At 70.2% G+C, this 25,517-nt stretch carries 30 protein-coding genes; 9 read left to right on the forward strand and 21 right to left on the reverse strand.

The annotated features are described in order from the left end of the window. Positions 1-75: 75 nt before the first annotated feature. Positions 76-966: a GNAT family N-acetyltransferase gene (locus ACZ7M7_RS37770; protein ID WP_472125013.1), complete on the forward strand. Its 891-nt coding sequence runs from the start codon at positions 76-78 to the stop codon at positions 964-966. Here ACZ7M7_RS37770 and ACZ7M7_RS37775 read toward each other — a convergent pair. Further along, positions 931-2,148, reverse strand: coding sequence for an MFS transporter (locus ACZ7M7_RS37775; RefSeq protein ID WP_472125016.1), 1,218 nt, complete (start codon positions 2,146-2,148; stop codon positions 931-933). The two genes, ACZ7M7_RS37770 and ACZ7M7_RS37775, sit on opposite strands and share 36 nt — an antisense overlap. A 152-nt stretch (positions 2,149-2,300) precedes the next feature. Here ACZ7M7_RS37775 and ACZ7M7_RS37780 point away from each other — a divergent pair, with 152 nt between their 5' ends. Together ACZ7M7_RS37780 and ACZ7M7_RS37785 are read left to right on the forward strand one after the other, a co-directional pair. Continuing rightward, the gene (locus ACZ7M7_RS37780; RefSeq protein WP_383607164.1) at positions 2,301-3,236 is read left to right on the forward strand and encodes an NAD-dependent epimerase/dehydratase family protein; all 936 of its coding nucleotides are present in this window, start codon (positions 2,301-2,303) and stop codon (positions 3,234-3,236) included. A 159-nt stretch (positions 3,237-3,395) separates the two neighbouring features. Next, on the forward strand, positions 3,396-4,286 hold the full coding sequence (locus ACZ7M7_RS37785; protein WP_472125101.1) for an NAD(P)-dependent oxidoreductase: 891 nt from the start codon (positions 3,396-3,398) through the stop codon (positions 4,284-4,286). Here ACZ7M7_RS37785 and ACZ7M7_RS37790 read toward each other — a convergent pair. After that, positions 4,240-4,836, reverse strand: a complete 597-nt coding sequence (locus ACZ7M7_RS37790) for an HAD domain-containing protein (RefSeq protein WP_472125019.1) — start codon at positions 4,834-4,836, stop codon at positions 4,240-4,242. The two genes, ACZ7M7_RS37785 and ACZ7M7_RS37790, sit on opposite strands and share 47 nt — an antisense overlap. Positions 4,837-5,038: 202 nt before the next feature. Here ACZ7M7_RS37790 and ACZ7M7_RS37795 point away from each other — a divergent pair, with 202 nt between their 5' ends. Further along, positions 5,039-5,878, forward strand: a complete 840-nt coding sequence (locus ACZ7M7_RS37795) for a nitroreductase/quinone reductase family protein (protein WP_472125022.1) — start codon at positions 5,039-5,041, stop codon at positions 5,876-5,878. An 88-nt stretch (positions 5,879-5,966) separates the two neighbouring features. Here ACZ7M7_RS37795 and ACZ7M7_RS37800 read toward each other — a convergent pair whose 3' ends face one another. The 5 genes from ACZ7M7_RS37800 to ACZ7M7_RS37820 all read right to left on the reverse strand — a co-directional run bounded on the left by ACZ7M7_RS37800 (position 5,967) and on the right by ACZ7M7_RS37820 (position 12,380). Further along, positions 5,967-7,970, reverse strand: coding sequence for a HelD family protein (locus ACZ7M7_RS37800; RefSeq protein WP_472125025.1), 2,004 nt, complete (start codon positions 7,968-7,970; stop codon positions 5,967-5,969). A gap of 51 nt (positions 7,971-8,021) precedes the next feature. Beyond that, positions 8,022-8,675: a TetR/AcrR family transcriptional regulator gene (locus ACZ7M7_RS37805; protein ID WP_472125028.1), complete on the reverse strand. Its 654-nt coding sequence runs from the start codon at positions 8,673-8,675 to the stop codon at positions 8,022-8,024. 36 nt (positions 8,676-8,711) lie between these two features. Next, positions 8,712-8,876 (reverse strand): hypothetical protein, encoded by a 165-nt coding sequence (locus ACZ7M7_RS37810; protein WP_472125031.1) that lies wholly within the window; start codon positions 8,874-8,876, stop codon positions 8,712-8,714. A 206-nt stretch (positions 8,877-9,082) separates the two neighbouring features. Next, positions 9,083-11,266: a phosphotransferase gene (locus tag ACZ7M7_RS37815; RefSeq protein WP_472125034.1), complete on the reverse strand. Its 2,184-nt coding sequence runs from the start codon at positions 11,264-11,266 to the stop codon at positions 9,083-9,085. A 241-nt stretch (positions 11,267-11,507) separates the two neighbouring features. After that, a complete protein-coding gene (locus ACZ7M7_RS37820; protein ID WP_472125037.1) occupies positions 11,508-12,380 on the reverse strand; it encodes a winged helix-turn-helix domain-containing protein in 873 nt (290 codons plus the stop codon). A gap of 172 nt (positions 12,381-12,552) precedes the next feature. Here ACZ7M7_RS37820 and ACZ7M7_RS37825 point away from each other — a divergent pair, with 172 nt between their 5' ends. Continuing rightward, positions 12,553-12,735, forward strand: coding sequence for a hypothetical protein (locus ACZ7M7_RS37825; RefSeq protein ID WP_383607178.1), 183 nt, complete (start codon positions 12,553-12,555; stop codon positions 12,733-12,735). On the opposite strand, the gene ACZ7M7_RS37830 is transcribed toward ACZ7M7_RS37825, so the two are convergent. Both ACZ7M7_RS37830 and ACZ7M7_RS37835 read right to left on the reverse strand, forming a co-directional pair. Next, a complete protein-coding gene (locus ACZ7M7_RS37830) occupies positions 12,726-13,445 on the reverse strand; it encodes an HAD family hydrolase (protein WP_472125040.1) in 720 nt (239 codons plus the stop codon). The two genes, ACZ7M7_RS37825 and ACZ7M7_RS37830, sit on opposite strands and share 10 nt — an antisense overlap. Positions 13,446-13,474: 29 nt before the next feature. After that, positions 13,475-14,353 carry a winged helix-turn-helix domain-containing protein gene (locus ACZ7M7_RS37835; RefSeq protein ID WP_383627157.1) on the reverse strand — a complete coding sequence of 293 codons (879 nt, stop codon included), beginning with the start codon at positions 14,351-14,353 and terminating at the stop codon, positions 13,475-13,477. Between the two features lie 153 nt (positions 14,354-14,506). Here ACZ7M7_RS37835 and ACZ7M7_RS37840 point away from each other — a divergent pair, with 153 nt between their 5' ends. After that, positions 14,507-14,695: a hypothetical protein gene (locus ACZ7M7_RS37840; RefSeq protein ID WP_369271927.1), complete on the forward strand. Its 189-nt coding sequence runs from the start codon at positions 14,507-14,509 to the stop codon at positions 14,693-14,695. A 38-nt stretch (positions 14,696-14,733) separates the two neighbouring features. Here the strand turns inward: ACZ7M7_RS37840 and ACZ7M7_RS37845 are convergent, their stop codons facing one another. Then, entirely contained in the window at positions 14,734-15,651 is a 918-nt protein-coding gene (locus tag ACZ7M7_RS37845) for a winged helix-turn-helix domain-containing protein (RefSeq protein ID WP_451175265.1), read from the reverse strand. A gap of 174 nt (positions 15,652-15,825) precedes the next feature. Between ACZ7M7_RS37845 and ACZ7M7_RS37850 the strand changes: the two genes are divergently transcribed. After that, entirely contained in the window at positions 15,826-16,005 is a 180-nt protein-coding gene (locus ACZ7M7_RS37850; RefSeq protein ID WP_328426638.1) for a hypothetical protein, read from the forward strand. Positions 16,006-16,230: 225 nt separating this feature from the next. On the opposite strand, the gene ACZ7M7_RS37855 is transcribed toward ACZ7M7_RS37850, so the two are convergent. Together ACZ7M7_RS37855 and ACZ7M7_RS37860 are read right to left on the reverse strand one after the other, a co-directional pair. Then, the gene (locus ACZ7M7_RS37855) at positions 16,231-17,496 is read right to left on the reverse strand and encodes a GNAT family N-acetyltransferase (RefSeq protein ID WP_472125044.1); all 1,266 of its coding nucleotides are present in this window, start codon (positions 17,494-17,496) and stop codon (positions 16,231-16,233) included. 159 nt (positions 17,497-17,655) lie between these two features. After that, positions 17,656-18,267, reverse strand: a complete 612-nt coding sequence (locus ACZ7M7_RS37860) for an RsiG family protein (protein ID WP_383607189.1) — start codon at positions 18,265-18,267, stop codon at positions 17,656-17,658. A gap of 159 nt (positions 18,268-18,426) precedes the next feature. Between ACZ7M7_RS37860 and dtd the strand changes: the two genes are divergently transcribed. Further along, a complete protein-coding gene (dtd, locus tag ACZ7M7_RS37865; protein ID WP_472125048.1) occupies positions 18,427-18,852 on the forward strand; it encodes a D-aminoacyl-tRNA deacylase in 426 nt (141 codons plus the stop codon). Here the strand turns inward: dtd and ygfZ are convergent. The 6 genes from ygfZ to ACZ7M7_RS37895 form a co-directional block, all read right to left on the reverse strand. Then, complete coding sequence (ygfZ, locus tag ACZ7M7_RS37870; protein ID WP_383607193.1) at positions 18,849-19,814, reverse strand: CAF17-like 4Fe-4S cluster assembly/insertion protein YgfZ; 966 nt, start codon at positions 19,812-19,814, stop codon at positions 18,849-18,851. The genes dtd and ygfZ overlap by 4 nt on opposite strands. A 10-nt stretch (positions 19,815-19,824) precedes the next feature. After that, positions 19,825-20,304: a Fur family transcriptional regulator gene (locus ACZ7M7_RS37875; RefSeq protein ID WP_472125051.1), complete on the reverse strand. Its 480-nt coding sequence runs from the start codon at positions 20,302-20,304 to the stop codon at positions 19,825-19,827. A gap of 16 nt (positions 20,305-20,320) precedes the next feature. After that, positions 20,321-20,896 carry a heme-binding beta-barrel domain-containing protein gene (locus tag ACZ7M7_RS37880; RefSeq protein WP_383607197.1) on the reverse strand — a complete coding sequence of 192 codons (576 nt, stop codon included), beginning with the start codon at positions 20,894-20,896 and terminating at the stop codon, positions 20,321-20,323. Between the two features lie 243 nt (positions 20,897-21,139). Next, complete coding sequence (locus ACZ7M7_RS37885) at positions 21,140-22,042, reverse strand: hypothetical protein (RefSeq protein ID WP_472125054.1); 903 nt, start codon at positions 22,040-22,042, stop codon at positions 21,140-21,142. Beyond that, positions 22,039-22,911 carry a hypothetical protein gene (locus ACZ7M7_RS37890; protein ID WP_472125056.1) on the reverse strand — a complete coding sequence of 291 codons (873 nt, stop codon included), beginning with the start codon at positions 22,909-22,911 and terminating at the stop codon, positions 22,039-22,041. Before ACZ7M7_RS37890 ends, ACZ7M7_RS37885 begins: the two co-directional genes overlap by 4 nt. Beyond that, positions 22,908-23,621 carry a hypothetical protein gene (locus tag ACZ7M7_RS37895; protein WP_451175254.1) on the reverse strand — a complete coding sequence of 238 codons (714 nt, stop codon included), beginning with the start codon at positions 23,619-23,621 and terminating at the stop codon, positions 22,908-22,910. Before ACZ7M7_RS37895 ends, ACZ7M7_RS37890 begins: the two co-directional genes overlap by 4 nt. A 132-nt stretch (positions 23,622-23,753) precedes the next feature. Between ACZ7M7_RS37895 and ACZ7M7_RS37900 the strand changes: the two genes are divergently transcribed. Further along, positions 23,754-24,116 (forward strand): DsrE family protein, encoded by a 363-nt coding sequence (locus tag ACZ7M7_RS37900; protein ID WP_369271939.1) that lies wholly within the window; start codon positions 23,754-23,756, stop codon positions 24,114-24,116. Between the two features lie 43 nt (positions 24,117-24,159). Here ACZ7M7_RS37900 and ACZ7M7_RS37905 read toward each other — a convergent pair whose 3' ends face one another. The 3 genes from ACZ7M7_RS37905 to ACZ7M7_RS37915 all read right to left on the reverse strand — a co-directional run. Next, a complete protein-coding gene (locus tag ACZ7M7_RS37905; RefSeq protein WP_383607201.1) occupies positions 24,160-24,423 on the reverse strand; it encodes a DUF3099 domain-containing protein in 264 nt (87 codons plus the stop codon). A 141-nt stretch (positions 24,424-24,564) separates the two neighbouring features. After that, a complete protein-coding gene (locus ACZ7M7_RS37910; RefSeq protein ID WP_328426615.1) occupies positions 24,565-24,852 on the reverse strand; it encodes a DUF1416 domain-containing protein in 288 nt (95 codons plus the stop codon). 74 nt (positions 24,853-24,926) lie between these two features. After that, on the reverse strand, positions 24,927-25,517 hold a 591-nt coding region (locus ACZ7M7_RS37915), incomplete at its 5' end, for a sulfurtransferase (RefSeq protein WP_472125061.1).

The raw sequence follows: 25,517 nt of genomic DNA on the forward strand, positions 1-25,517 counted from the left end.
CGTCCACGGCATCCTCCCGCCCCGTCCTGGCTGAAAACGACAGGGCACACCTGCAGGCACGCGGAATCATGAAGCATGCGACCGGATGGCTGGCACCTCACCGAAAACGTCGACGACTTCCTCGCCCGGGCCGGAGCCTTCCTGCGCTCGCGGCCCGGCCCGCACGTCATGCAGCTGACGTGGGCCGAGCGAGTGCGGACGCGTGGGGCGGACGCCTTCGGCACCGAGGCCCCGGTCTTCGGCACGCTGGAGCAGGCGGGCGAGATCCGCGCGACCCTCTACCATCTCCCGCCCCGCGGGATGGGCCTCTCCCCGCTCTCGCCCGAACAGGCCGACTCCCTCGCCGCCCGCCTGGCCGCCCTCGGGCACGCCCTGCCCTCCGTCAACGCGGACCACGGCACCGCCACCGCTTTCGCCGAGGCCTGGCAGCGGCACACCGGGGCGACGGCGAAGCTCCGCGACACGCGGTTGCGTCTGTACCGCCTCGGTACGCTCACGCCACCGGAGCCGATGCCGGCGGGCCGAGGCCGCGTCCTGGGCGAGCAGGACCTGGAACAAGTCATGTTCTGGTGCGGCGAGTTCGCCAAGGCCGTCGGGGAAGTCGTCTCCATCGACGCCCGCTCCTGGGCGGGCACGCGCTTCGCCGACAAGCGCTACACGCTCTGGGAGACCCCGGACGGCACTCCCGTCTCCATCGCCGGCATGAACCCGTTGATCGGCGGCCAGATCCAGGTGGACATCGTCTACACCCCGGCCGACCTGCGCGGTCACGGCTACGCGGGCGCCGTGACGACCGAGGTGAGCCGGGCCGCGCTGACCGCGGGCGCGCAGGACGTCGTGCTGTTCGCGGATCTGTCCAACCCCAAGAGCAACGCCCTCTACCAACGCCTCGGCTACCGCACGCTCACCGACTGGTCCGCGTACGACTTCTCAGGCTCCGGTGCGGAGGGTGCGCACCTGGGGTGAGAGCAGCGCGGCCGTGGTGGCCAGGACGATCAGGGCCGCGCAGCCTGCCAGGGCCGGGCCGGTGCCCACGGCGGCGGCGACGGCGCCGGCGACCAGCAGGCCGAGCGGGGCGAAGGCCAGGGAGCCGAACCAGTCGTAGGAACTGACACGGGACAGGGCCCGCTCCGGGATCTCCCGCTGGATGGTGGTGGCCCACAGCACGCCGAAGACATCGCTTGCGATCCCGGCGCCGAACATGGCCGTGGCGATCAGCCACACCGGGGCTTCGGCGCTGAGCAGGGCGATCGGCAGGGCGGCCGGAAATGTGCACAGCACGCCCACCAGAATCGGACGCTTCACCCGCACGCGGGCCGCGAGTCCCGCGCCGGCGATGGTGCCCACGGCCTGCGCCCCCACGATCACCGACCACGCCCGCGCCCCGCCGAGGTGCTGCTCGGCCGTCAGAGGGCCGAGCACCCCGACGTTGGCGTTGAGCGCGGCAACGACGACGGCGTACTGGGAGACGACGACCCACAGCCACTGCCGGGAGGCGAACTCCTGCCACCCCTCACGCAGATCGGCCCAGCCCGACGCCCTCTTGCGCGGCCGTACGGCCACCCGCAGCGGGGCGATCAGCGCGGCACTGACGACGAAGGACGCCGCGTTGAGCACGAGTGCCCAGCCGGCGCCCACCAGAGCCACGGTCACCCCGGACAGCGCCAGGCCCAGCAGGAGGGAGCTGTTGGTGCCCATCCGCAGCAGCCCGTTGGCCCGTTGCAAACGATCCGCGGGCACGATCAGCGGCACGAGGCCGTCCATCGCCGGGGCGAACAGGGCTGTCGCCGTGCCGGCCGCCACCGCGAGCAGGCACATCGCCACCAGCGGTGCGTGCCCGGTCAGCACCATGGCGGCCAGCCCCGCGTAGGCCCCCGCCCCCACCGCATCGGCCAGCACCATCAGCCCCGACCGCGACATACGGTCCGCGATCACCCCGCCGGCCAGGACGAACACCAGCTGCGGCAGCGCCTGGCAGGCCACCACCAGTGACAACCGCCCCGCCCCGGCGCCCGGCAGAGCAAGCACCGCGAACGCCAGCGCTACCCGCGCGAAGCCGTTGCCCAGCACGGAGACGACCCGTGCGCAGGCGAGCCGGACGAACTGCGGGTCACGCCACAGAGGCGCCCGGGTCGAAGTCACCGTCACGGCCCGGCACCCTACGGCGGCCGACGCCGACGCCCGTCCTGAACCGGCCACGGAGGTGAACACCGGCCCCGGTCGACCTCCGTGTCACAGAACGGGCGGCCGGTTCGTCCAAGGTTTCGTAGAGGTATTCCGGAATCGGGACGGTGAGTGTCATGCGGGTGTTCGTGGCAGGTGGGACCGGGGTCATCGGACGGCGGCTGGTGCCGCTGCTCGTGCAGCGGGGGCATCACGTGACGGCCACGACGACGAGCGCGGCCAAGCTGGGTCTGCTGAAGGAGCTGGGCGCGGACGGGGTCGTGATGGACGGGCTCGATGCCGTGTCGGTCCGTGAGGCGGTGGCGGCGGCGCGGCCGGACGTGATCGTGCACCAGATGACGGCCATCTCCATGCCGCACTCCGGCAAGCCGGACATCAAGCACTTCGACCGATGGTTCGCCACCACCAACCGGCTGCGCACCGAGGGAACGGACCATCTGCTGGCCGCCGCCGAGGCGACCGGCGTCCCCCACTTCGTCGCGCAGAGCGCCGCCATCTGGAACGGCATCCGTGAGGGCGGCTGGGTGAAGACCGAGGAGGACCCGCTGCCCGTGGAGACCGGCAGGCTGCACGCGCTGGGTGAGGGCATCCGCCACATCCAGGACGTCGTCCTCAAGGCCGACGGGACGGTCCTGCGCTACGGCGGGTTCTACGGTCCGGGCGCCACCGACGACCAGGTCGAACTCGTACGCAAGCGGCAGTTCCCGCTCGTCGGGGGCGGCACCGGCTACTGCTCCTGGGTGCACCTCGACGACGCGGCGAGCGCCACCGTACTGGCCGTGGAGAAGCAGGCACGGGGCGTGTTCAACATCGTCGACGACGAACCGGCGCCGGCCAGTGAGTGGCTGCCGTATCTGGCCGACTGCGCGGGTGCGAAGCCTCCGCTGCGGGTGCCGAAGTGGCTGGCTCGGCTGCTGGCCGGCGAGGTGGCGGTGCTGATGATGACCGAGGGGCGCGGGTTCTCCAACGCCAAGGCCAGGCGGGAGCTCGGCTGGGAGCCGCGCTACCCCTCGTGGCGCCAGGGGTTCCGGGAGGAGCTGGCGCGGTCGTAGCACCGGCGCCGGTACGCACTTTTTTGTGCGTACTTGGCAGCGCTCCGCCGCCGTCCGACCCTGGAGGCAGCTGACCGGCTTCCCGGTTCCTCGCGCTCGTTCCTCGCGCCCGTAGCGCTGCCTCTTCTCCCTCGAAGGAGCTCCATCGTGGATACGTCCATGCCCGCATCGTCCGCCGTCACCGTGCTCGGTCTGGGGCCGATGGGACGGGCGCTGGCCGGCGCCTTCCTGGCTGCCGGTCTGCGGACCACCGTGTGGAACCGCACGCCGGGCAAGGACAGGGAGCTGCTCGGCCGTGGGGCGGTCGGGGCGCGGTCGGCTGCGGAGGCGGTCGCTGCGAGCGAGCTGGTCGTCGTCTGCGTGGTGAACTACGACGCCGCCGACGCCGTGCTGCGGCAGGACGCCGTGACCGGTGCGCTCAAGGGCCGTACGGTCGTCAACCTGACCGCGGACACCCCGGCCCGCGCCCGGGACACGGCCACGTGGGCGGCCGCGCACGGCATCCGCTATCTGGACGGCGCGATCATGACGCCGGCCACGACCATCGGGACGCCCGACGCGGTGTTCCTGCACAGCGGCCCCGAGGACCTCTACCGCGGGCACCGGCCCGTCCTGGATGTGCTCGGCGGCACCCACACCCACCTGGGCGAGGACATCGGCCGGGCCGCCGCCTACGACGTCGCCCTGCTCGACATCTTCTGGACGGCCATGTCGGGCTACGCGCACGCCCTGGCCGTGGCGCGGGCCGAGGGCATCACCGCACGGGAGCTGACCCCCTTCGCACAGGGCATCGGCACGATCCTGCCGCCGCTGTTCGAGGAGCTCGCGGGGGACGTCGACGACGGCACCTACTCCGGCGAGCTCAACCCGATCACGTCCGCCGTCTCCTCCATGGCCCACATCGTCGAGGCCTCCGAGTCGCACGGCATCGACGCGGGCGTCATGCGCGCGGCCGAGGGACAGGCCCGCCGGGTCATCGGGCTCGGGCACGGCACGGACGGCTTCATGCGGGTCGCCGAGCTGCTGGGGCGCCGCTCCCAGGCGGGATGACCCACTCCTCCAGTACGTCGAAGTCCCGTTCGGTGAGCCCGTGGCGGGGGTCGACGCGGTGAAGGAGGGCGGGCGCGGCATGGTGGGCGGCCACCCAGTCCCGGTCGGCGTCGGTGATCTCGTCGTCGACCCAGAGGAAGGGGCGGCCGGCGGCCCAGGACACCAGGGGCCGCGTCTTCCAGTGCAGGCCACGGGGTCGGCCGAGGTCGGCCCCGGCCCCAGGACCGGGACCGGCACGGAAACCGGAGCCCGAACCGGGGGCGGAGCCGGGCTCGTCGTCCTCGTCCGGCCAGTCCATCACCGGCAGCGAGGGCAGGCCCAGCCACGGGGCGATGCAGGTGTTCGCGTCGTCCAGCCAGGTCGTGGCCCACACCAGCTCGCAGCCGAGGCCCGCGAGCCGCGTCAGACGGGCGCCGAACGCCGGGTCGATCCGGGTGAGGAGGGGGTGGCCGGCACTCTGCGGCAGGGCGCGGGCCGGCTCGTACAGCTGGTACGGCCCTTCAGCCCCGAAGGGGATCAGCGTCCCATCGACGTCCAGGAAGAGAAGCATCAGAAAAGGATCTACCCCGGCCGGGGTGCTGCGCTACTGTCGGCGGTATGACTGCCGGGTCGGCCTTGTGCCGTGATCGAGTTGGGTGTTGCCCGGCCTCTGAGTGAGGTTGCGGCGGCGGGCCAGGAGCCCGCCACTTTCTCTTCGCCTTCCCTCCGCACGAAATCCAGCGACGGAATCCAGCGACAGAGAAAGAGAGAGAATGCCCAACGACTTCAATCAGCAGGTCATCGACGAGTTCCGCGCCAACAAGGGCCGCGTCGGCGGCTACTTCGAGGGCGCCCGACTGCTCCTCCTCACCACCACCGGCGCCCGCACCGGCCGCCCGCACACCACCCCCGTCGGCTACCTCCCCGACGGCGCCGACCGCATCCTGGTCATCGCCTCGGCCGGCGGCGCCCCCAGCCACCCGGCGTGGTTCCACAACCTCCTCGCGAACCCTCACGTCACCATCGAGAGCGGTGCGTTCACGTACGAGGCGCGCGCGGCCGTACTCGACGGCGAGGAGCGTGACCGGGCCTTCGCGCGGGCCGTGGAGGCGGATCCGGGCTGGGCGGAGTACCAGGAGAAGACGCGGCGGGTGATCCCCGTGGTCGCCCTGCACGAGATCGCCCAGGACGGCCCTCCGAACATCAACGCCTCGTCCATGGGCGAGGCCATCAAGGTCGTCCACGACGCCTTCCGCCGCGAACTCGCCCTGATCCGCGAGGAGATGGCCAAGGGCGGCGCCACTCTGGGCGCCCAGCTCCGCGTCAACTGCCTGACCTTCTGCGCCGGACTGCACAACCACCACACCGGCGAGGACATCGCCCTGTTCCCGTTCCTGGCCGACCGGCACCCCGAGTTCGCCCCCGCCCTGGCCCGTCTCGGTGAGGAGCACGAGCGCATCGCCGCCCTCGTCGAGGACCTGCGCATCGCCGTGACCGCCGACCACCCGGACCCGGCCACCGCCCGCGACGAGGTGGAGCGTCTGACGGCGGAGCTGGAGGCGCATCTGGCGTACGAGGAGGAGCAGTTGATTCCGGTGCTGGACGCCGTGTAGGGAGGCACGGGAGGCTGTCCGCACGTCGGCGCCCGCAGAGCTCTCAGGGCTTTCAGAGCTCACAGGCCTCTCAGGTCTCTCAGGCCTCTCAGAACGGCAACGGCCTCCCGTGCACCACCTCCAACCCCACCACCGCCCGCGTCACCACCACATACAGCCGCTGCAACCCCCGCTCCTCCGCCGCCACGATCGCCGCCGGCTCCACGGCGACGACATGGTCGTACTCCAGCCCCTTCACCACGCTCGCCGGTACGACGGTCACCCGCGCGCCCAGCTCGTCCGCACCCCCCGCCTCGATCCCGGCCACCGCCAGTGCCTCCCGCACCCGGTCCGCGTCCGCGTCGGCCGCGACGACCCCGACGGACCCCTCCCGGCCCAGCGCATCCCGCACGGCTCCCACGACCGCCCCCGGCAGATCGCCCTCGGCCTCCCGGAACCGCAGCTCCCCGTCCCCCCGCAGCGAGCGAGCCGCCGGTACCTCCACATCCAGCCGCTCCAGCAGCCGGTTGGCCAGCGCCAGCACCGCGCCGGGCACCCGGAACCCCGTCGTGAGCGGGACGACCACCGCGTCCGGCTTCCCCAGCTGCCCCAGCACGCTCTCCCACGACCGCGCCGCCCACGGCGTCGTCCCCTGCGCCAGATCCCCGAGCACGGTCACCGACCCGAAGACCGCCCGCCGCGCGATCGCCCGGCACTCCATCGGTGACAGATCCTGCGCCTCGTCCACGACGACATGGCCGTACCCCTTCGGATGCTCGACGAGCCCCGCCACCTCGTCCAGGAGCACGAGGTCGGCGGCCGACCAGCGCGCCGACTTCCACGATCGCGGCGGCTTCGCCCACAGCACCGCCTTCTGCTCGTCCGCGTCCAGCAGCCCGTCGGCGGCGTCCCCCAACACTCCTGGTTCGCTGAGAAGTTGAGCCACGACCTCCTCGGGACGCACCCGCGGCCATACGGCATCGACGTACGCCCCGACCGCCCGCGCCCGCGAGATCCGCTGCACCCACGCGTTGCTCCGCGGCCCGGCCCGCCGCTCGGCCTGCGCCTGGATGCGCCGCACCACCCGCGTACGCACCCGCTCCCGACCGACGCCGTAGGGCGGTGCCTCGGCCCGCACCCCCGCGACGATCCGCAGCAGTTCGTCCTCCGGAACCCGCCACCGATACGAACCGTCGGTCAGCACGAGGGGGTCGACGCGGGGCGGCCCACCCACTCGCGCGTACAGCGCCCGCCGCAGCACCTCCGCCATCCGGACGTCGTGCTTGAGGCCGGCGGCCCTCCCGTCATCCACCCCGGTGACCGGATGCCGTGCGATCTCGTCCCGCAGCGTGGACTGCCGTACCCCGGTCTCGCCGAGGGCGGGCAGCACCTCGGAGATGTACGACAGGAAGGTCGGGTTGGGCCCGAGGATCAGCAGGCCGCCGCGCCGGATGCGCTGCGGGTGGGTGTACAGCAGGTACGCGGCGCGGTGCAGGCCGACGGCGGTCTTGCCGGTGCCGGGAGCGCCCTGCACACACACGGAGACGGCGAGGTCACCTCGTACGAGATCGTCCTGCTCGGGCTGGATGGTCGCCGCGATGTCCCGCATGGGCCCGACGCGGGGCCGTTCGATCTCCCGGGCGACGATGTCGCTGACGCGCGACTCGCCCCGGTCGAGGTGCTCGTCCTCCAGGCCGGTGAGGTCGGCGGAGTCGCCGCGGCTGCCGGGTGCCCAGCCGAACCGTCGCCGTACGTTGACGCCCTGCGGGTCGCTCGGGCCGGCCTGGTAGAAGGCGCGGGAGACGGGAGCACGCCAGTCGACGACGAGGGGCGGGGCGGCGACGTCCTCGCTGATCCGCATCCGCCCGATGTGCAGCGCCTGCCGATCGGCGTCCAACCGCCCGAAGAACAAGGGCCCTACGGGCAGCTCCCGCATCGCCTTCGCCCGGCTGCGCAGCCGGTAACCGAGCACCTCGGCGTCGGCACCGGAGGCGGAGACGTCCTCGGCGGTGACGACGTGCTCCTGGGCGCCGTCGACCATGGCGGCGAGGGCGGTTCGGCAGCGGTCGTGGTGGGCGCGTTCGCGCACGAGCTCGTGATGCAGTGACGTCATTCCAAGAAGCGTACCGAAATAACGTGACCGAGTTAAATTTTTTACCGAGCCTCATCCATCGGCGCGTCGACCCGCGGCAGGCAACCCCGCCGCCAACAGTCCGAACGCCCGCTCGGCCGCCGCCACCGCGTCCCCCCGCACATCGGCCGCCCGCTCCCCCGCCGCGATCCGCCGCCAGTTCTCCAGCGCGAGAATCCGCTGCACGGCGACGATCTGCCCGGCAGCCAGCCGCCCGTCCAGCCCTCCCCCCAGCGCCTCGGCGAGCGCGGCCTCCGAACGCTCCAGATAGCCGTACAGCCGGGCGGCCAGCGCGGGTGTCCCGTACAGCAGCGACTGATAGGCGAGCACCTCGGGATGATCATTCAGCCCGGTGATGGGGTCACACCGCTCCAGCCCGTCGAGAAAATGCCGCCGCAGCGCCTCGACGGGCGAGCCGCTCCCCTGCCGCACCACCCGGGCCGCCTCGCCCTCATGATCGGCGAACCGGTACAGAACGAGGTCCTCCTTCGCCGGGAAGTACCGGAACAGCGTCGGCTTGGAGATCTCCGCAGCGGCGGCGACCTCGGCCACGGAGACGGCGTCGAAGCCCTTCTCGAGGAAGAGGCGGATGGCGGTGTCGGAGACGGTTCGGTACATCCGCTGCTTCTTGCGCTCGCGCAGGCCGGTCTCGCCCGCGCCCGCCCCGTTTCTGCCGGTCTCGCTCATGCGGTGAGCCTACGCGCGGCCGAAGCGGCGGCGCCCTCAGGCAGCCGCTCGCTGCGGCCAGTCCGGCCTCTTCGCCAGGGACCAGAGGTCGTCGAAGTGCTCCCGTGACCACACGTTGAGGTCGGTCCTGTATCCCTTGGGGTCGTAGAACTCCGGCCCCATCTCTCGCGCGGTATGCCGGGACAGCAGCGGTACTCGCATCGAACGGTCAGCCTGCCCGTGGCGGTGAGCCGCCCGGCGAGGTCCGCCAGGATGTCGTCGTACTCCTGACAGCGCCGGATCATGCGCAGCCGGAAGGCCGGAGGACAGCTCCCGGACCCATCCCTGAGTCACCTCCGCAGCCGCGCTGCCCGACGGGACGTCAGTTGCCCGTGGATGAACCGCCTTTGGGAGAAGCCATGGTGCCCCTACGCCAGGGCACGGGCAAGATACGGGTTCGCCGTCGGGCGGACGGGCAGGCCGAGAAAGGCGGTGGCCGCGGCCAGTGTCATCGGGTACGAGTCCACCGCGCGGCGTACGTTGGGGGCGTCCAGGCTGGCGCCGGTGACCAGGCGGTCGAGGTCCACATAGGCGGAACGAACGGTCTCGATGCCCCGGTAGACCGGCCAGTCGCGCCGCCAGTTCCTGGTGCACTCCCCCGGCAGCCCGCGCTCCCAGCGCCGGAACATACGCTCCCGGATCTCCGCCCTGGTCGGAGTGAGGTGCATGTGCCGGACCAGGTCGTAGAGAGGGTCGCCGACCACCGCCATCTCCCAGTCGATGATGGTCACCGCGAGGCGGTCGTCGCGGCGCACGAGGTTCCACGGGTTCAGGTCACCGTGCAGCAGGGCCGGCTCCCGGTCGGTCAGCTCGTAGCGGGACAGGATCACTCGCAGCCGGTCGGCATCGGGCAGTCCGAGGAGCCGGGCCAGTTGCTGCGATTCCTTGGGCAAGTCCCGCACCCACAGCACGAGTTGGTCCCTGAGCCACTGGAAGAAGCCCCCTCCGCCGGCAGCCGGGTCGACCTGCTGGTAGTCCACCTGCGTCAAGGCGCACAGCTGGTCGACAAGCCCGTCCGCCTCGTGCGGGAGCAGGCCGTGCACGGGGTGGCTGGGAGGAAAGTCGCGCGACCCCACGTAGGTGTGGATGGCGAAGGGGTCGCTCGGATAGCTCTCGCCCAGCGCGAGGGCCTTCGGCGCCGCCACGTCCACGTCCGCCTCTTCGATCGCGCGGAGTACGGCGTGCTCGCTGAGGTAGCTGGGCTCCCGGCGGCAGACGCCCGGCAGCCTGCGCCGCACGACCACGGGGAAGTCGATCCCGGGCACCGAGACGACCGAGTTGAGGTGCGCGGTGCCCTTGAACACCCGGCCCGCCGGGGCGGCTCCTTCCACCAGCAGGGCCTTGCGTACGGCTGAGGCCGGAAAGTCGGTCCGCTCGCCGAGCCGCCGGTCGGGCTTCCAGGTGAAGGCCTTCCTGACCAAGGCCCGGCCGTTGATTCCGCCGTGGCTGCGCGAGGCCAGCCATCGGAAGAGGGCGCGTTCGATCTCGGGCCCGCTCGGCACGTTCCCCAGCCGGAGCGGTTCCGCCGCCGCCTCCAGCGCTCGGAGCACCTCCGCCGTCGCCTCATCGAGTCTCTTCTGGGTGAACGGTTCCTCCAGCGACCGCGCGGCGCGCATGACGTCCGGGTAGACGGACTGTGCCCGCTCGAAGGCCACATAGCGAGGCAGATCCTTGCCCAGTCCGTTGACGGCCGCGGGCCGGATCTCCAGCATGGCCGCGGCCCAGGCGTCGATCACTTCGGTCCATTGGTGGGACGGATACCGCATGCGCACCAGGTGGGTCGCCAGGTCGTGCAAGGGGTCGCCGTAGGTCGCCAGCTCCCAGTCCACGCAGATGAGGGGCTGAGCACCGTGATAGGAAGCGATCAGGTTGTCCCGGTGCAGGTCCCCGTGCAGCAGACTGTACGGCCGCCGGGCCATCGCGGGCACTCGCTCGGCGAGCCGGATCAGCGCATCCTCAGGGATGCCGAGGGCAGCGAACAGCCCGCCGAAATCCTGCCAGTTGGGCTGCCGGATCTGCCGGTCGGCAAGGCGCGCCAGCGTCTGCAGAAACCCCTGGCTGTCCGTGTCGTTGCGCGGCCAGGCCGTCGGCAGCGGAGGCAGTGCGCCTCTGCGCACCTGGGCCATCTGGGCAAGCAGGCCGGCCAGCGCCCTGACGAGCAGGGTGTCGACGGGTTTGCCGTCCCCGCAGACGCTGGAGAGCGGCACGCCATCCACATAGCTGTGGATCGAGAAACCGTCACGTTTGACGAGGCACCGGGGCGCGTGAGGCAGGACTCCCCTGATGGCGTCGAGGATCTGCGCCTCTTCGTTCCAGGTTCTGATCACGACGGGCAGCACGTCGTCGCGCCGGACCCGCACGGTCACCGATGTACCGGCATCGAGACCCACCAGCCATGCCATGGCCCCCGTGAGTGGCAGCACGTAGTTCCGATTGTGGTGCCCGCTGCTCGCCTGGCCCAGCTTCTCGGCTTGCCCCACGAAGTCTCTGATGACGTCGTCGGGTGTGGCGCGCCCCCCGTGCACAGGACGGGGAGGGACTGGTGCGCGCACAGGCCGCTCCGGTTGGTGACGAGGACGATATGCCAAACGAAAGCACGTGGTGTTCTGCCTCGCACGACATACTCCGGCCCTGGGGGCCGCCAGGAGGGGTTCGCCACTCTCTTGCACGAAGTCTTTGCGAGGCCGCTCGAGGTTTGGCTGTTCGCCATCACATACGCACGAACGGGAACCGTCACTCAATCGGTGCGGGCATGGTACTGCACCCCACTGGGGGAGTTTTCGGGGGTCGGAACTACTCCGACAGCAGCTTCCAGACCGAGTCGAACCACTTCTGCATGCTGTCCACGAATACCGTGCCCGATGAATCGGGATCCTCGTCCTTCACGTGGTGGGTCAGCGTCGCGTTCAGGCCCAGGACGTCGAGCGCTGTGAGCACTTCGTCGTCTTCCAGCATGATCTTGCGCTCGATCACCTCATACGGCCCGTGCAGCGCTTCGGCGCCGTTGAACAGGTAGAGCTTGAAGGCCGGGGTGAGCGGCGCCCGGCGGATCTCGACGTCGACGGACGGCACCAACCCCTCGGCCTGGAGGGACGCGAGCGACTCCCGCAGCGACTTCGCATGCCGCTCCGTGATGTCATGCAGCCGCTCACGCAACCGCGGGTCCCCCTTGTCGTCCTTGACGCGGGGATAGGGCAGAGACTGTGTCTCGGCGGGCAGGAGCATGCGCAGGGTGATGCGTCCGGGGCTGATGGAGCGGCCGCGGATGCGGTCGGCCTGCTGCTGGATGCGCCAGTACAGGGACTCGGACGTCAACGTATAGACGTCCAGGGTCACTTCGGCCTGCTCGAAGGCCTCGCTGATGAGGGACTCGAGGGTGATGCCCCGGCGCGACCGGGTGGCCTTGGGGGTCGGCGAGTGTATCCGCTGAGCCTTGATCACCCGGGACCCGCTGCCCTGCCGTGACTCGATCCAGCCCTCGTCCACCAGGTCCCGCAGGGCACGTTGGACGGTGTCCCGGGAGACGCCGAACTCATCCGCCAGGTCACGCTGGGAAGGCAGATATGAGCCCGGCGCGTAGGGCCCGTCGGTCATACGGGCGCGCAACTCGTCGGCGACCCGCTGAAACTCCCGGCCACCGCTGTCACTGGTCTGCTGCGCATCCACACCTCGACCGTACCGCTTTCAGTCCACCCGCAAACCAGGATCCAGTCAACCCGCCTGCCACACAGGCCGGTTGGTTAAGGGATCAGTCAGATCGGGCAGACCACCCCCAAGCCAATCAGTCCAATTGGATGGTAGTTGGAGTGTTGCGGGAAACTGGAAGGGAGGTGGGGGAATGCTTCTGCTTCAAGTCTCCAGGGGACTCTTCGAGCTGGCCCTGGGCATGCACGCGCAGACGAAGCTCGGCGGCGTCGGTGTGCTGCTCCTGCTGGCGGTGGGGGTGGGCATACGGGCGCGGCGCGTCGGTCTGGCCGTCGGGGCCGCCATGGTGTTCACGCTGCTGATGATTCAGGCCTGAGCCCGGACCAGCGTCAGGACCGACGACAGCGTGGCCACGACCGTCGTGGCCCCGGCCTCCCGCAGCAGCTTCTCCTTGCGCGGATTACGCGCGTAGCCGAGGAACGCCACGCCGGCGCTGTTCGCGGCGGCGAGGTCCGAGGGCGTGTCGCCGATCATCAGGGCGGACGGGCGTGCCGCCCCCATGGCGCTCAGGGCCCGGTTGAGGCAGTGCGGGTCCGGCTTGAGGTGATGGAGGTCCTGGGTGCGGCCGTAGATGTGCGGGCTGAAGCAGGAGAGCAGGCCACGGCCGTCGAGGTACGTGCGGACCACTCGGGGGGAGTTGTTGGTGGCGATGGCCAGCCGGGATCCGACGGCCGTCCAGGTGCGTATCAGCGGGTCCGCGTATTCGGTGGGCATCGCGGAGGAGGTCGCCCGCAGTTCCTCCTGGGTGAGACGTTCCTCCAGCTCCGCGACCAGGTCGCTGCCGGGGTGCCGGCGGTCGACGGCGCGCAGGACGACGTGGGGGTCCAGCAACTCCCGTTCGGCTTCGGACAGCAGCCCGTGCAGCCCCCGCCCCTCCAGCCACTCCACCAGCTCGGCCGCCACCCGCTCCGCCGAGTGCCCCGCGAACAGCCGGCAGATCGGGCCGTCGAAGTCCCACAGCACGACGCGGGCGCGCTTGATCAGTTCGCGAAGTCGTTCCGTGTCGTTCTCGGTCTCTGCTGTCACCTGTTCAGTCTGCTTCGTATCAGAAGTCACTAGGAGAGTGTCATGTCAGTGGTGATGGTTTCCCAGAGGGCGTCGAACCACTTCTGGGATTCCTCCACGAACGCGGCGTCGCGCTGCCCGGCCTGCTTGACGAAGGAGAAGAGGAGGGACTGGGAGCCGAGGGCGTCGTACATGTCCAGGGTGCGGCTCTCGTACTCCTCCTGGCGTTCGGTGAGGACGTAGTAGCCGATCAGCGCTTCGTCGCCGTTGAGGAGGTAGAGCTTCACCGGGGGTGTGAACGGCAGGGCGCGGAAGGTGACGTGGACGTCGATGCCGTGGGTGGAGCGGACGGCCTGGAGGTTGTGGCGGAGCACCTGGGCCTGGGCGTTGCGCATCGCCAGCCAGCGTTTGTGGACCGGGTCGTCGTCCCCCCGCCCGTCCACCAGGACCGGAAAGGCGAGATGGATGTCCCGGGACGGCAGCAGGAGCCGGACGTCGATCGACTCGGGATGGATCGAGCCCTCGTGGATCAGGCGGAGGGGTTCGCCGAGGGCCAGCATCAGGGTTTCCGAGGTGTGGCATACGACGTCCACGCGGACGTGCGGTGCGGCGAAGGCCTCCGTCAGGCGGGGGGCCAGGCTGACCATCGTCGGCTGCGGTGCGCCCCGGGTGGGGGCCGGCAGGGCGATGCGCGGCGGGCTGCCCTTGCTGACGTTGGTCAGGAGGCCGTCCTCCTGGAGTGCGCGCAGGGCCTGGCGGACGGTGCCTCGCTCCACGCCGAACTCCTCGGCCAGTTCGGCCTGGGTGGGCAGGCGGTCGCCCGCCTTGAGCTCTCCGACGCGGATCCGTTCCCGCAGGATGTCGGCGATCTCCTGCGGCGAGAGTCTCCTGCTGCCGTTCACTGCCACGTTCTCCTGAGTCACGACCAAACGCTACAACTCTCACCCATCTATGGGCAGTTGTTTGTAGCTTGTTTCAAAGTAGGGGCCAAGTGGGGACAACTTAGTTGGAGTTGGCGCCAAGTTGGTTGAGTTGGCGGAAGTAATCCTTCCATCCCCAGAAGCCCGAAGGGGGAAACACCGATGCCCGTTCTCGCACTCCTCTCCGCCGTGTTCGTCGTCGGCGTCGAGCAGACCCTCCAGTGGAAGTACGGTGCCACCGGCATTGTCGGCCTGCTGCTGCTCACCATAGGCATCAAGGCCAAGAGCCCGACCGTGAGCTCGATAGGGGCCGTCGTCCTCGCGATCCTGCTTTCGGGTCCCGCCCTATGACAACGACAAACACTCAGGTCAAACACTGTGGGGGATGATCAGCTCGTGAGCAGCAGCTCCGAACTGATCGTCTCCCACAGCGCGTTGAACCACACATGCGACTGCTCCACGAACGTCGTGTCCCGCAGCCCGGCCCCCTGCTCGAAGGCGAACAGCGTCGACTGGATGCCGGGGGCGTCGTACATCTCCAGGTGCCGCTGGCCGATCTCCACCTCGCTGCGCGCCAGCGTGTAGTAGGCGAAGAGCGCCTCCGTGCCGTTGAGGAGGTACAGCTTCACCGGCGGTGTGAACGGCAGCGCCCGGAAGGTCACCTGCACATCGATGCCGTGCGTGGCGCGCAGCGCCAGCAGATTGTGCCGGAGCACCTGGCCCTGGGCGTTGCGCTGGGCCAGCCAGCGCCGGCGCAGCTGCAGGTCGGCGTCGTCGGCCGAGGCGTCCACCGCTGTCGGGAACGCGAGCGGGATGTCGCGGCTCGGCAGCATGACGCGGACGTCGACCTTGGCCGGTTTCAGCTGTCCGGCGTGGATCTGGCGGAGCGGTTCGCCCATGGCGAGCGTGAGGGAGACCGAGGTGAGGCACAGCGCGTCGATCTCGACGTGCGGGGCGGCGAAAGCGGCCGCTATCCGCGGGGCGAGGGCCACCATGGTCGGCTGCGGTGCGGCTCCGGGGCCGGTCAGCGCCCTGCCGAGGTCGGGGGCGACGGTCGCCGGGGCTCCTTTGGACACGTTGGTGAGCAGATGCTCCGACTGCAGAATGCGCAGCGCCTGCCGTACGGCTCCGCGCTCGACGCCGAACTCGTCCGCCAGTTTGGCCTGGGTGGGCATGCGCTGGCCGGGCTGCAAGGCGCCCGAGCTGATGCGGGCACGCAGCTCATCGGCCACGTCCCGATGTGACTTCTGTGGCCGCTGTGAACTCTTCCGCCCATTGACGGAGGCGTGTTTCGGCTCCACGACCAAACACTACAACTTCCCGCCATCTTTAGGCAGTTCCGGGGATGGTGGTTATGAGACGTTCCAAGCGGTCATAAGTACAGTGAAGTTGGTCGCCAACTTAAGCAACATGGTCAAACTTCAGGAGGGTTGGCCACCAGAGTCGGCTCTGTCGACCATCGTCCCCGAGAGGAGACCGGCATGCCGCTCATCTACCTGGCCGTAGCCGCGCTCGTCATTGGATTCGAGCAACTCATCCAGTGGAAGTACGGGCCGATGGGCATCATTGCCTTTCTCGCCCTGACCATCGGTATCAAGGCCAAGAACACCATGATCGGCGGCATCGGCGCGGTGATCCTCGTCATGCTGCTCGCCCACTAGGCCTTCCCGCGAAGGCTTGGCGACCAGGTTCGGCCGTCCGGGCTCCCTTCCGGAGGGGAGCCGGGAGCCCGGTCGGTCAGCACAGCCACAACTTCACATCGACAACCGAATACCGATCGCACAGCCACAACCGCTCGGCCCAACCGGATACGGGCGCACAGCCCACCACCACAACTGAACAGCTCGCTACGGATGAGCAGACCTGTCACCGGCAGAGAGGAGACCTCAGAAAACGTCTGGGCACCACGGTCGCCTGGACGTACGCAGCAGGGCGTCGGCCACCCGGGCGGCGCCCGCTCGTTCTTCCCGGACCCGCCCCAGCGCGGTGAGCCGTACGGCGGACTCGTCTCCGAGCCAGAGGCTGCCCAAGTCGGCGACGTCGAGGGTGAGTTCGGGCGCCGCCGTGGTCGGCGTACAGGAGGCCCCGTCGGTCGACGCCTCCAGCAGGTAGCGTCCGCCGGCCAGCCCGCCCCCGTCCACGACATCCAGCACCAGCGACCCCTGCCCCTCGTACGTCCGCGCCTCCAGCGCCCGTACGACATCCAGGATCCGTACCCACAGCCAGTCCGCCAGCGTCGTGACCCTGGCCGCCCGCGGGTCGGGGAGGTAGAGGGGCAGGAGGTCGTCGGGAGCCCGCCAGCCGCTCTTGACCGTCGTGATCCAGTCGATCGAGCACAGATAGCGCCACAGGGCGCGCTCGGCGTCCGGGGTCGCCGCGACGAGCCAGTCCACGGTCGCCGTGTTGAGCGGCTGCTTGCCGTCGCCCCAGTGGTCGTCCGCCTTGTACGACGCCAACCCCTGGACCTCGCCGCCCGCCGAGCGGTACACGGCGAAGAAGGGCTCGGTCCACGGGGACCTGTCCAGGCGCAGCGCCCCGGTGCTGACCTGCCACCAGCGCTCGTCCCGGTCGACGGCGCCCGGCTGGGCGCGGCGCACCCGCTCGTACAGCTCCGGGCCGATCTTGCGTACGTCCGCGCCGTCCACGATGTCGATACGGCCGCCGTCCTCGGGGCCGGACCACCTCGGGTCGAGGCCGGTGCGGGGGACGTCCACGGTCCACTGGGCCGTGGAGGTGGCGGGGCCGAAGCCGTAGCGGCCGTAGATCGGATACTCGGCGGCGATCAGGGTGGCGACGACGTCGCCGCGGTCCTTCGCGGCGGCCAGGTCGTGGGCCATCATGCGGCTGAGCAGGCCGCGGCGGCGGTGGGTGGGGGAGACGGTGACGTTCGAGACGGCGTCTGCGGGGACCGGGGCGCCGCCGACTGCGGTGATCTCCTGTGCGAAGGAGCGGAAGGTCGCCACACAACGGCCGCTGTCGAAGGCGCCGAGGGTGCGGGACGGGACGATGTACGACGCGCGGTCGGCGACCTCTGTCTCGGAGACGTCGGGGCTGCGCAGGAAGCCGGTGTTCAGGGCCCGGGTCCAGTCGGGGATGTCGGCCTCGGTGATCGGGCGGACGTCTATGGAGGTGGGAGGTTCGGGACGGCTCATGGGGTCACGGTAGGTGGGCGGGCGTGAGGTGTCGCCGGGTTTTTACTCGCCCTCGAACTCCCCCAAAGAGGGCACCCCCAGCCGGGCAAAGGCAAAGCCCCCTCCGGGTGGTGGGGGCTCGCCTCAGGCGCCGGACCTCGGACTGCTCCGACCGGCGTGCTACGTCAGCAGGTCGTCCACCTGCGCCTCACCGTCCCGGTACCGCCGTGCGATCTCCGCGCTGCAGTCGTCGGCCGTCCGCTGCAGGCGTTGGCGGCGGCGGGACACCTGCTGCTCGTAGCGGACGAGACGTCCCATGGCGGTGTTCAGTTCGGCGTCCGTGCGGGCCTCCAGGTCCGAGAGTTCGACCTCCGCCAGCATTTCGGCCGCCAGCAACCGGTACTCCTCGCTCTGCGGGGTGCCCAGCGTCACGTGGCGGGCCGAGGAGCGGTGGCGGGCCGGGGCGTCGGTCAGGATCTCCGGGAGGCGGTCGACGACGGACGCCGCGCCCGCCGGCGAGCGCCGTGCCACCTCCGCCCGCAGGATGTCGATCCGCCCCTGCAGCAGCCGTCGTACATAACTCAGATCCGCCTCGTCGCGCTGGGCGTCCCGGCGCAGGGTGCGCAGCTCGGGCAGGCTGAGTGCGGTCAGGTCGTGCTCGGGCGGTTCCACGGGCAGCCGCGGGCCCGGATCCTCGGCGGTGCGTTGCGTGGGCGGCCGCAGGCCGTCCAGCTGGGCCGCGTGGCTCAACACGACAGCCCCAGGAGGCTGCCCTGAACTCGGTGTGCTCATATGCCTCTACCGTCCCCTCGACCGGCGTGTGGAAGCATGGTGCCATCCCAACTGGCCGCAATGTGACCGAGTGCCCCCGAACGGGCCCAGATGGGCGGTTAAGGATCAAAAAAGAAACCCCCAATGAGGCCACTCCCCCGCACACGGCATGATGACCGCATGCGAGCTGTGGTGCAGAGGGTGGACGGCGCGAGTGTCGTCGTGGACGAGGAGACGGTCGGGGAGATCGGCGGCGAGGGGCTCTGCGTACTCGTCGGCGTCACGCACGAGGACACCAAGGAGAAGGCGGCCCAACTCGCCCGCAAACTCTGGTCGATCCGCATGCTGCACGACGAGAGGTCCTGCAGCGACATCGACGCCCCGCTCCTCGTCATCAGCCAGTTCACCCTGTACGGCGACGCACGCAAGGGACGACGGCCCACCTGGAACGCCGCCGCCCCGGGCGATGTCGCCGAGCCCCTCGTGGACGAGGTCGTCGCCCAACTCCGCGCTCTGGGCGCGACGGTGGCGACGGGCCGGTTCGGGGCCCGGATGCGGGTGTCCCTGACGAACGACGGCCCGTTCACCGTGCTCCTGGAGATCTAGGGCTCGACCACCGTCTCCTGCGCCGCGGCCGTCGTGTCCGCCATCAGCGGCGCGTCCACCGGCACGTTCCGCTTGACCAGGGCGAGCGCGACCGGGCCGAGCTCGTGGTGCCGTACGGACGTCGTGATGAAACCGATCTTGCGGCCATCGGGGCCCTCGTCGGCGAGGCGGATCTCGGTGCCGGGCGTCGGCAGGTGCACCTCGCTGCCGTCGAGGTGCAGGAAGACCAGCCGGCGCGGCGGCTTGCCGAGGTTCTGGACCCGGGCGACGGTCTCCTGGCCGCGGTAGCAGCCCTTCTGCAGGTGCACCGCGCTGGCGATCCAGCCCAGCTCGTGCGGGATGGTGCGGTGGTCGGTCTCGAAGCCGAGGCGCGGGCGGTGGTGTTCGACGCGCAGCGCCTCGTAGGCGAGGATTCCGGCCGGCGGGCCGGCCTTCTCCGCGTACGACTCCAGGTCGGCGCGCGGGAGGAACAGGTCGCGGCCGTACGCCGTCTCGCGTACGACGGCGCTCTCGGGCACCTCGGCGATGGACCCGGCGGGCAGGTGCACGACCGCGCGCTCGGCGGTCCGGTCGACGACCTCGACCTGGTAGAAGAACTTCATCGACTCCAGGTACGCGATCAGCGCGTCCTGGGTGCCGGGCTCGACATGGGCCCAGACCGTCGTGCCGTCGTCGACCAGGTACAGCGCGTGCTCGATGTGGCCGTGCGCGGAGAGGATCAGCGCCTCGGTGGCCTGGCCCACCGGGAGATCGCTGACGTGTTGCGTGAGCAGCAGATGCAGCCAGCTCAGCCGGTCCTGGCCGGTGACGGCGATCACTCCGCGGTGCGAGAGGTCGACGAAACCGGTGCCGTCGGCGAGGGCACGCTGCTCGCGGAACAGGTCGCCGTAGTGGGCGGCGACGCCTTCGTCCACGCCCTCGGCGGGCACGGCGCCGGGCAGGGTCAGCAGGGGGCTCTTCATGGGCACAAGCCTACGACTCGGTAGTTGAACTCTTGCCGTTCGAGCCCTGGGTCGAACGGTCCGGCTGACCTGCACGCTCCGCGCAGTCCTTGCAGCGGCCGAAAATCGCGAAGTGCTTCATGTCCGTGTCGAACCCGAAGGTCTCGCGCAGTTTCGCCGTGAAGTCCGCCGCCACCGACACATCGGCCTCGATCACATTGGTGCAGTCGCGGCAGACCAGGTGGAGGTGATGGTGCCGGTCCGCCAGGTGATACGTCGGCGCGCCGTGCCCCAGGTGGGCATGGCTGACCAGCCCGAGCTCCTCCAGGAGCTCCAGGGTCCGGTACACGGTGGAAATGTTGACCCCCGACGCCGTCTTCCTCACTTCCACGAGGATGTCGTCGGGGGTCGCATGCTCAAGGGTGTCCACGGCTTCCAGGACAAGCTGACGCTGAGGCGTCAGCCGGTAGCCGCGCTGCCTGAGGTCGCTCTTCCAGTCGGTGCTCACCACACCCAAGAGTCTAGGACTACTTGAAGAAAGCGATGCCGTCGTCCGGCATGTCATCGGGCAGGGCCTTCGCCCAGCGCTCGACGTCCTCCGGGCTGACGACCTTCTTCAGGTGGGCCGACATGTAGGGACGCAGCTCGACCTCGGGGGTCTGCTTCTCGCCGACCCACATGAGGTCGCTCTTGACGTAGCCGTACAGCCGCTTGCCACCGGTGTACGGGCCGGAGGCGGCCGTGCGGGCCACCGCGTCCGTGACCAGGTCGATCTGCGGCTTCTTGTCGGCCAGCTCGCCGTACCAGATCTCGACGACGCCGTCGTCGCGGACCATGGTGACCTCGACCTTGCGGTCGGCGTCGATGCGCCAGAAGCCGTACTCGGACTCCAGCGGCTTCACCTTGTTGCCGTCGTTGTCCAGCACCCAGGTGTGGGACCGGTACTCCAGGAAGTCCCGGCCGTCGTGGGTGAAGGTGACCTCCTGCCCGAAGTTGCACTTCTCGGAGCCGGGGAAGTCGTGCACGCCCGCGCCCGCCCAGCTGCCGAGCAGGAAGGCGAGGGGGACGAGGTCCTTGTGAAGGTCGGACGGGATCTCGATCATGAGCAGCTCAGAAGTCTCGTACGTCGGGGGATGGGGATCAGCGCTGGCCCTGGTACAGCTTCTTCACGGCCAGCCCGGCGAAGGCGAGGACGCCGACGCAGACCAGGACCAGCAGGGCTTCGAAGAAGATCTCCACGGGGTTGCTCCTCGATTGAGCGGAGAGTGTGCGGTACGTACACAGGGCCGGGCCCCAGCTTACGCGGCCGGGGACCGGCCCTCCGTGTGAGGTGGGCCCTCTCGGGATCAGCCGAGCAGCTGGCTCTGCAGGACCACCGTCTGCTGGAAGGGGACGGCCGCGGCACCGCCCTTGCGGGACTGCACGACCAGCCCCAGGACGTCGCCCGACACCAGGTACGCCTGCCGGACCTGCTCGGCGCCGTACGGCTTGGCCTCGGTGTACGCGTAGTGCCGTACGTCGACGACCTCGGCCTCGGCGGGGAACTCCTCGTCCAGGTGCACCTCGGCGGCGCCGCGCAGGGCGTGCTGGGGCGAGTCGTAGCTGGTGAAGTGGTCCTGCTGGAGCACGTCGGCCACCTGGGCGGACTCGAACTGCAGCAGGTAGATCCGGGTGTGCGTGCCGTCCGGGGTGGTCCAGCCGCGGGCCGCGATGTGCCGCAGGGCGTGGTCCTTGAGCACCTGGGTGAGGGCGTCCCGGTCCTCCGCCGACTCGTACGCCGCCAGGAAGTCCTTCGTCGCCAGCCAGCCGTTGCGTCCGCTCAGGGCCTTGTCGGCCTTGTCCGCCCTGGCCCCCGCGGGCGCCGGCAGCAGCAGCTTGCGCAGGTCCGCGTGGTGCAGGGCGGCCGCGTTCTCCTCGGCGAAGGGCGCGGGGCTGCCGGAGGGCAGCGGCGGCTTGGTGATCGCCGGGTAGGCCCAGCGCCCGTCCGCCTCGGTCTCGAGACCGGGTACGTCCGTACGCTCCATCCGCGTGATGCCGTACGCGGTCGAGGCGCCGACGGCGGCGAAGACGACGACGGTGGCGGTCCAGCGCAGGACGGCGCGCAGGACGCGGCGATCCTTCTTCACCGGAACGACCGGGTTGTCCGGGCTCTCCGGGCTCATCGGAGGAACGGCAGGAACGGGGGGTGCCTCCGGTGGCGGCGGTGCGTCGGCGACGGGCGCCGTGGCGATGGGCTGCTGCTCGGTCATACGGCCTTCCCCGGGTCGTCGATGCGGTCGAGCTGTCGGGTGACGAACATCCCGATGCTGTTCAGGTCGAGCGGCCGGATGCCCGACGCGGTGGCGCTGATCAGCACGTCTCCCGAGTAGGCCGCGCAGAACACCCGGTCGAGCTTCTCGTCGTCGACCTTGGGTGTCAGGAAGCACTTGGCGTTCTTGTGGCCCTCGATCTTCGGGCCCTTGCGGAAGATGCCGATGGCGGAGAGGAACTCGTTCTGGGCGCTCGCGGATTCCCGTGCGTCGTCGCGGCTCTCCATCCGCGCCAGTACGACGCTGACGGAGAACGCCGTCTTGTGGTGGACGTCGTAGGGGTCGGCGTTGTAGTAGCTGCGCATCGCCATGCCCTTGAGGCTCCGCTTGTCGAGCTCCTTCTTCAGCTTCCGGCGCTCGCTGCGGGGCAGGTCCTTGAGCGACTCCTCGCGCAGGGCGGTGGCCTGACGGCCACTGAGCTCGGCGTCGGAGCCGAACTCCCCGAGGTCGGGACCGCGGGTGTAGCCCTTCTCGTCGTACGGCAGCAGCAGGCCGGCCAGCCCCGTGGCCGTCCCCTTGGCCCCCTCCGCCTTGTCGCCGGCCGCGGCGGGCTTGGGGAACTTCCAGGTCGGCTTGCCCGCATCGCGGTCGGCGTCCTGGACGGTCACCACGGTGTAGCCGGCACCGCCGACGACGGCACCGAGCAGCAGGACGGTCCCGGCGAGGGCGGCGACGCGCGAGGCGCGAGGCCGCTTGGGGCCGGGGCTCGCGAGGAGGTTCTCGGGGCCGGCGAGGATCTCGGGGCTCTGGGCGCTCTCGGAGGCCGGCAGGGCCTCGGGGCTCCGAACTTCCTCAGGTGTCTCGCTCACAGCCGGCCCACCTGCCGCTTGGCCAGGTCCATGATCTTCTCCTTGGGGATCGGCTTGGTGTCGTAGACCCAGATGTCCACGGCGATGTCACCGCGCCAGGCGTGCGCCTCGGCCGAGTACAGCGGGAGGTAGCCGGGCTTGCGATCCGGGGTGTCGTGCACGTACGCCATGCCGTCACCCGTGCCGGGAACGGGCCAGCTGCGGGTGCCGGACTCCTCCTCGGCCCAGTAGTGGGCGCCCTCGGCGTTCTCGGCGGCCGACAAGGCCTGTTCCTGGCGGTACTGGACCAGGTGGATCACGACGTTCTGCGTGCTGCCCGCCCGCCAGCTCGTACCGGCGGCACGGCGGAACTGCTCCTCGATGAGGTTGCCGACGGCCTCCTCCGGCTTCTCGAAGGTCTCCGCGTATTCGGCGAGGTCCATCCAGCCGTCCGTGCCGAGCTCGAACACGGTGTCCCGCGTGCCCTTGGGCCGCTTGAGCAGCAGCTTGCGCAGGTCGCCGTCGGTCTTCACGCGACGGTCCTCGGCGGCGGACAGCGGCTCGACCTCGCCCGTGGCCTGCTTGACCACGGGCTGGGACAGAGGCGGCAGCTTCGTGGGCTCGCGGTCGGCCTGCACGAGATAACCGGTGCAGGTCCCGGCGACGACCCCGAGCACGACGGCTCCGGCGATCAGCAATGCCGTACGCCCCCGTCGGCGGGGCCGGGGCACGGCCTCGCCGACTTCTTCAGATTCATCCAAAACGTCCCCCCACGGAACGTGAAGTGCGCATTCCGTATGCGCGCGCACAGGAGACCCATGGCCAATGCACCAGGTTGTAAGGGAGTTGATTACGATTCGGCCATGGCGAAGAAGCTGGTGATCAAGGTGACGGCGGGGGCCGATGCCCCCGAACGCTGCTCACAGGCGTTCACGGTGGCGGCGGTGGCGGTGGCCAGTGGCGTCGACGTCTCCGTGTGGCTGACCGGCGAGTCCGCATGGTTCGCCCTCCCGGGCCGCGCCGCGGAGTTCGAACTCCCGCACGCGGCCCCGCTCCCCGACCTGATCGACTCCGTCCTGGCCACCGGCCGTCTCACCCTGTGCACGCAGTGCGCGGCCCGCCGGGACATCACGGAGAAGGACGTCATCGAGGGCGTACGGATCGCGGGCGCGCAGGTCTTCGTGCAGGAGGCCTTGGGGGACGACACGCAGGCGCTCGTCTACTGAGACAGCCACGCGTCTCGCGGCGGGCCGGACCGCCGGGGGCCGCTCACTGCCGCGGCCGCTTCTTGCCGTCCAGTTCGTCCCACCACTCGTCGGACTGGGGGTCGCCGGACGGGTCGTCCCACCAGCGGTCCTCCGGGCCGCGGCGGTTGGCGACCATGGCGGCGAACGGCGGGATGACCATGGCGACCACGCACATGCCCACGGCCACCGGGACCGACCAGAGGCGTACGACACCCCAGGCCAGGACGAAGAGCGTGATGCAGATCCCCATCATGGCGAAGTACCGGTGACGTCGCCGTGCGTACATGACTCCAGGGTAAATCCGCGTCGGCCGGCCCACAGGACTCCCCTTGCTGGGGCCGCGACCGCCCGCCTCCGCACAGGACGAAGGGCCGCACCCCAGGCGTCCAACCCGCGGGGTGCGGCCCTTCGGCCGATCAGGAGTGCCTCAGACCGCGATCGCGATCTCCGCCAGGCCGCCCTGCTGGGCGACGACGGTACGGTCGGCGGTGGCGCCGGGGACGAGTGCGCGCACGGTCCAGGTGCCCTCGGCCGCGTAGAAGCGGAACTGGCCCGTGGCGGAGGTGGGGACCTCCGCGGTGAACTCGCCGGTCGAGTCCAGCAGACGGACGTAGCCCGTCACCGGCTCGCCGTCGCGGGTCACCTGACCCTGGATCGTGGTCTCACCGGGCTTGATCGTCGAGGCGTCGGGGCCGCCGGCCTTCGCTCCACACATGTCTTTCTCCAGAAGGGGTCTGACCGGAAGGAAGGCCGGTCGGGATTTGCGGGTCTGTGCTCTTGCTACAGGGCTTACTTGTTGGCGCCGAGCTCGATCGGGACGCCGACGAGGGAGCCGTACTCGGTCCAGGAGCCGTCGTAGTTCTTGACGTTCTCCACGCCGAGCAGCTCGTGCAGGACGAACCAGGTCAGCGCGGAGCGCTCACCGATGCGGCAGTAGGCGATGGTGTCCTTCGCCAGGTCGACCTGCTCGTCGGCGTAGAGCTCCTTGAGCTCGTCGTCCGACTTGAAGGTGCCGTCGTCGTTGGCGTTCTTCGACCACGGGATGTTGCGGGCGGACGGGACGTGGCCCGGACGCTGCGACTGCTCCTGCGGCAGGTGGGCCGGGGCGAGCAGCTTGCCGCTGAACTCGTCGGGCGAACGGACGTCGACCAGGTTCTGCGAACCGATGGCCGCCACCACGTCGTCACGGAAGGCGCGGATGGAGGTGTCCTGGGCCTTGGCCTTGTAGTCGGCCGCCGGGCGCTGCGGAACTTCCTCGACCAGCTCGCGGGCGTCCAGCTCCCACTTCTTGCGGCCGCCGTCGAGGAGCTTGACGTTGTCGTGGCCGTAGAGCTTGAAGTACCAGTAGGCGTACGACGCGAACCAGTTGTTGTTGCCGCC

The sequence above is a fragment of the Streptomyces sp. NPDC111606 genome, from assembly GCF_055656945.1.

Excerpts from the sequence above, each read along its gene's own strand:
- ACZ7M7_RS37770 (WP_472125013.1), top strand. The coding sequence starts at position 76 with ATGCGACCGGATGGCTGGCACCTCACCGAAAACGTCGACGACTTCCTC.
- ACZ7M7_RS37780 (WP_383607164.1), top strand. The coding sequence starts at position 2,301 with ATGCGGGTGTTCGTGGCAGGTGGGACCGGGGTCATCGGACGGCGGCTG.
- ACZ7M7_RS37785 (WP_472125101.1), top strand. The coding sequence starts at position 3,396 with ATGCCCGCATCGTCCGCCGTCACCGTGCTCGGTCTGGGGCCGATGGGA.
- ACZ7M7_RS37790 (WP_472125019.1), bottom strand. The coding sequence starts at position 4,836 with ATGCTTCTCTTCCTGGACGTCGATGGGACGCTGATCCCCTTCGGGGCT.
- ACZ7M7_RS37795 (WP_472125022.1), top strand. The coding sequence starts at position 5,039 with ATGCCCAACGACTTCAATCAGCAGGTCATCGACGAGTTCCGCGCCAAC.
- ACZ7M7_RS37800 (WP_472125025.1), bottom strand. The coding sequence starts at position 7,970 with ATGACGTCACTGCATCACGAGCTCGTGCGCGAACGCGCCCACCACGAC.
- ACZ7M7_RS37805 (WP_472125028.1), bottom strand. The coding sequence starts at position 8,675 with ATGAGCGAGACCGGCAGAAACGGGGCGGGCGCGGGCGAGACCGGCCTG.
- ACZ7M7_RS37810 (WP_472125031.1), bottom strand. The coding sequence starts at position 8,876 with ATGCGAGTACCGCTGCTGTCCCGGCATACCGCGCGAGAGATGGGGCCG.
- ACZ7M7_RS37825 (WP_383607178.1), top strand. The coding sequence starts at position 12,553 with ATGCTTCTGCTTCAAGTCTCCAGGGGACTCTTCGAGCTGGCCCTGGGC.
- ACZ7M7_RS37840 (WP_369271927.1), top strand. The coding sequence starts at position 14,507 with ATGCCCGTTCTCGCACTCCTCTCCGCCGTGTTCGTCGTCGGCGTCGAG.
- ACZ7M7_RS37850 (WP_328426638.1), top strand. The coding sequence starts at position 15,826 with ATGCCGCTCATCTACCTGGCCGTAGCCGCGCTCGTCATTGGATTCGAG.
- ACZ7M7_RS37855 (WP_472125044.1), bottom strand. The coding sequence starts at position 17,496 with ATGAGCCGTCCCGAACCTCCCACCTCCATAGACGTCCGCCCGATCACC.
- ACZ7M7_RS37860 (WP_383607189.1), bottom strand. The coding sequence starts at position 18,267 with ATGAGCACACCGAGTTCAGGGCAGCCTCCTGGGGCTGTCGTGTTGAGC.
- dtd (WP_472125048.1), top strand. The coding sequence starts at position 18,427 with ATGCGAGCTGTGGTGCAGAGGGTGGACGGCGCGAGTGTCGTCGTGGAC.
- ygfZ (WP_383607193.1), bottom strand. The coding sequence starts at position 19,814 with ATGAAGAGCCCCCTGCTGACCCTGCCCGGCGCCGTGCCCGCCGAGGGC.
- ACZ7M7_RS37880 (WP_383607197.1), bottom strand. The coding sequence starts at position 20,896 with ATGATCGAGATCCCGTCCGACCTTCACAAGGACCTCGTCCCCCTCGCC.
- ACZ7M7_RS37885 (WP_472125054.1), bottom strand. The coding sequence starts at position 22,042 with ATGACCGAGCAGCAGCCCATCGCCACGGCGCCCGTCGCCGACGCACCG.
- ACZ7M7_RS37900 (WP_369271939.1), top strand. The coding sequence starts at position 23,754 with ATGGCGAAGAAGCTGGTGATCAAGGTGACGGCGGGGGCCGATGCCCCC.
- ACZ7M7_RS37905 (WP_383607201.1), bottom strand. The coding sequence starts at position 24,423 with ATGTACGCACGGCGACGTCACCGGTACTTCGCCATGATGGGGATCTGC.
- ACZ7M7_RS37910 (WP_328426615.1), bottom strand. The coding sequence starts at position 24,852 with ATGTGTGGAGCGAAGGCCGGCGGCCCCGACGCCTCGACGATCAAGCCC.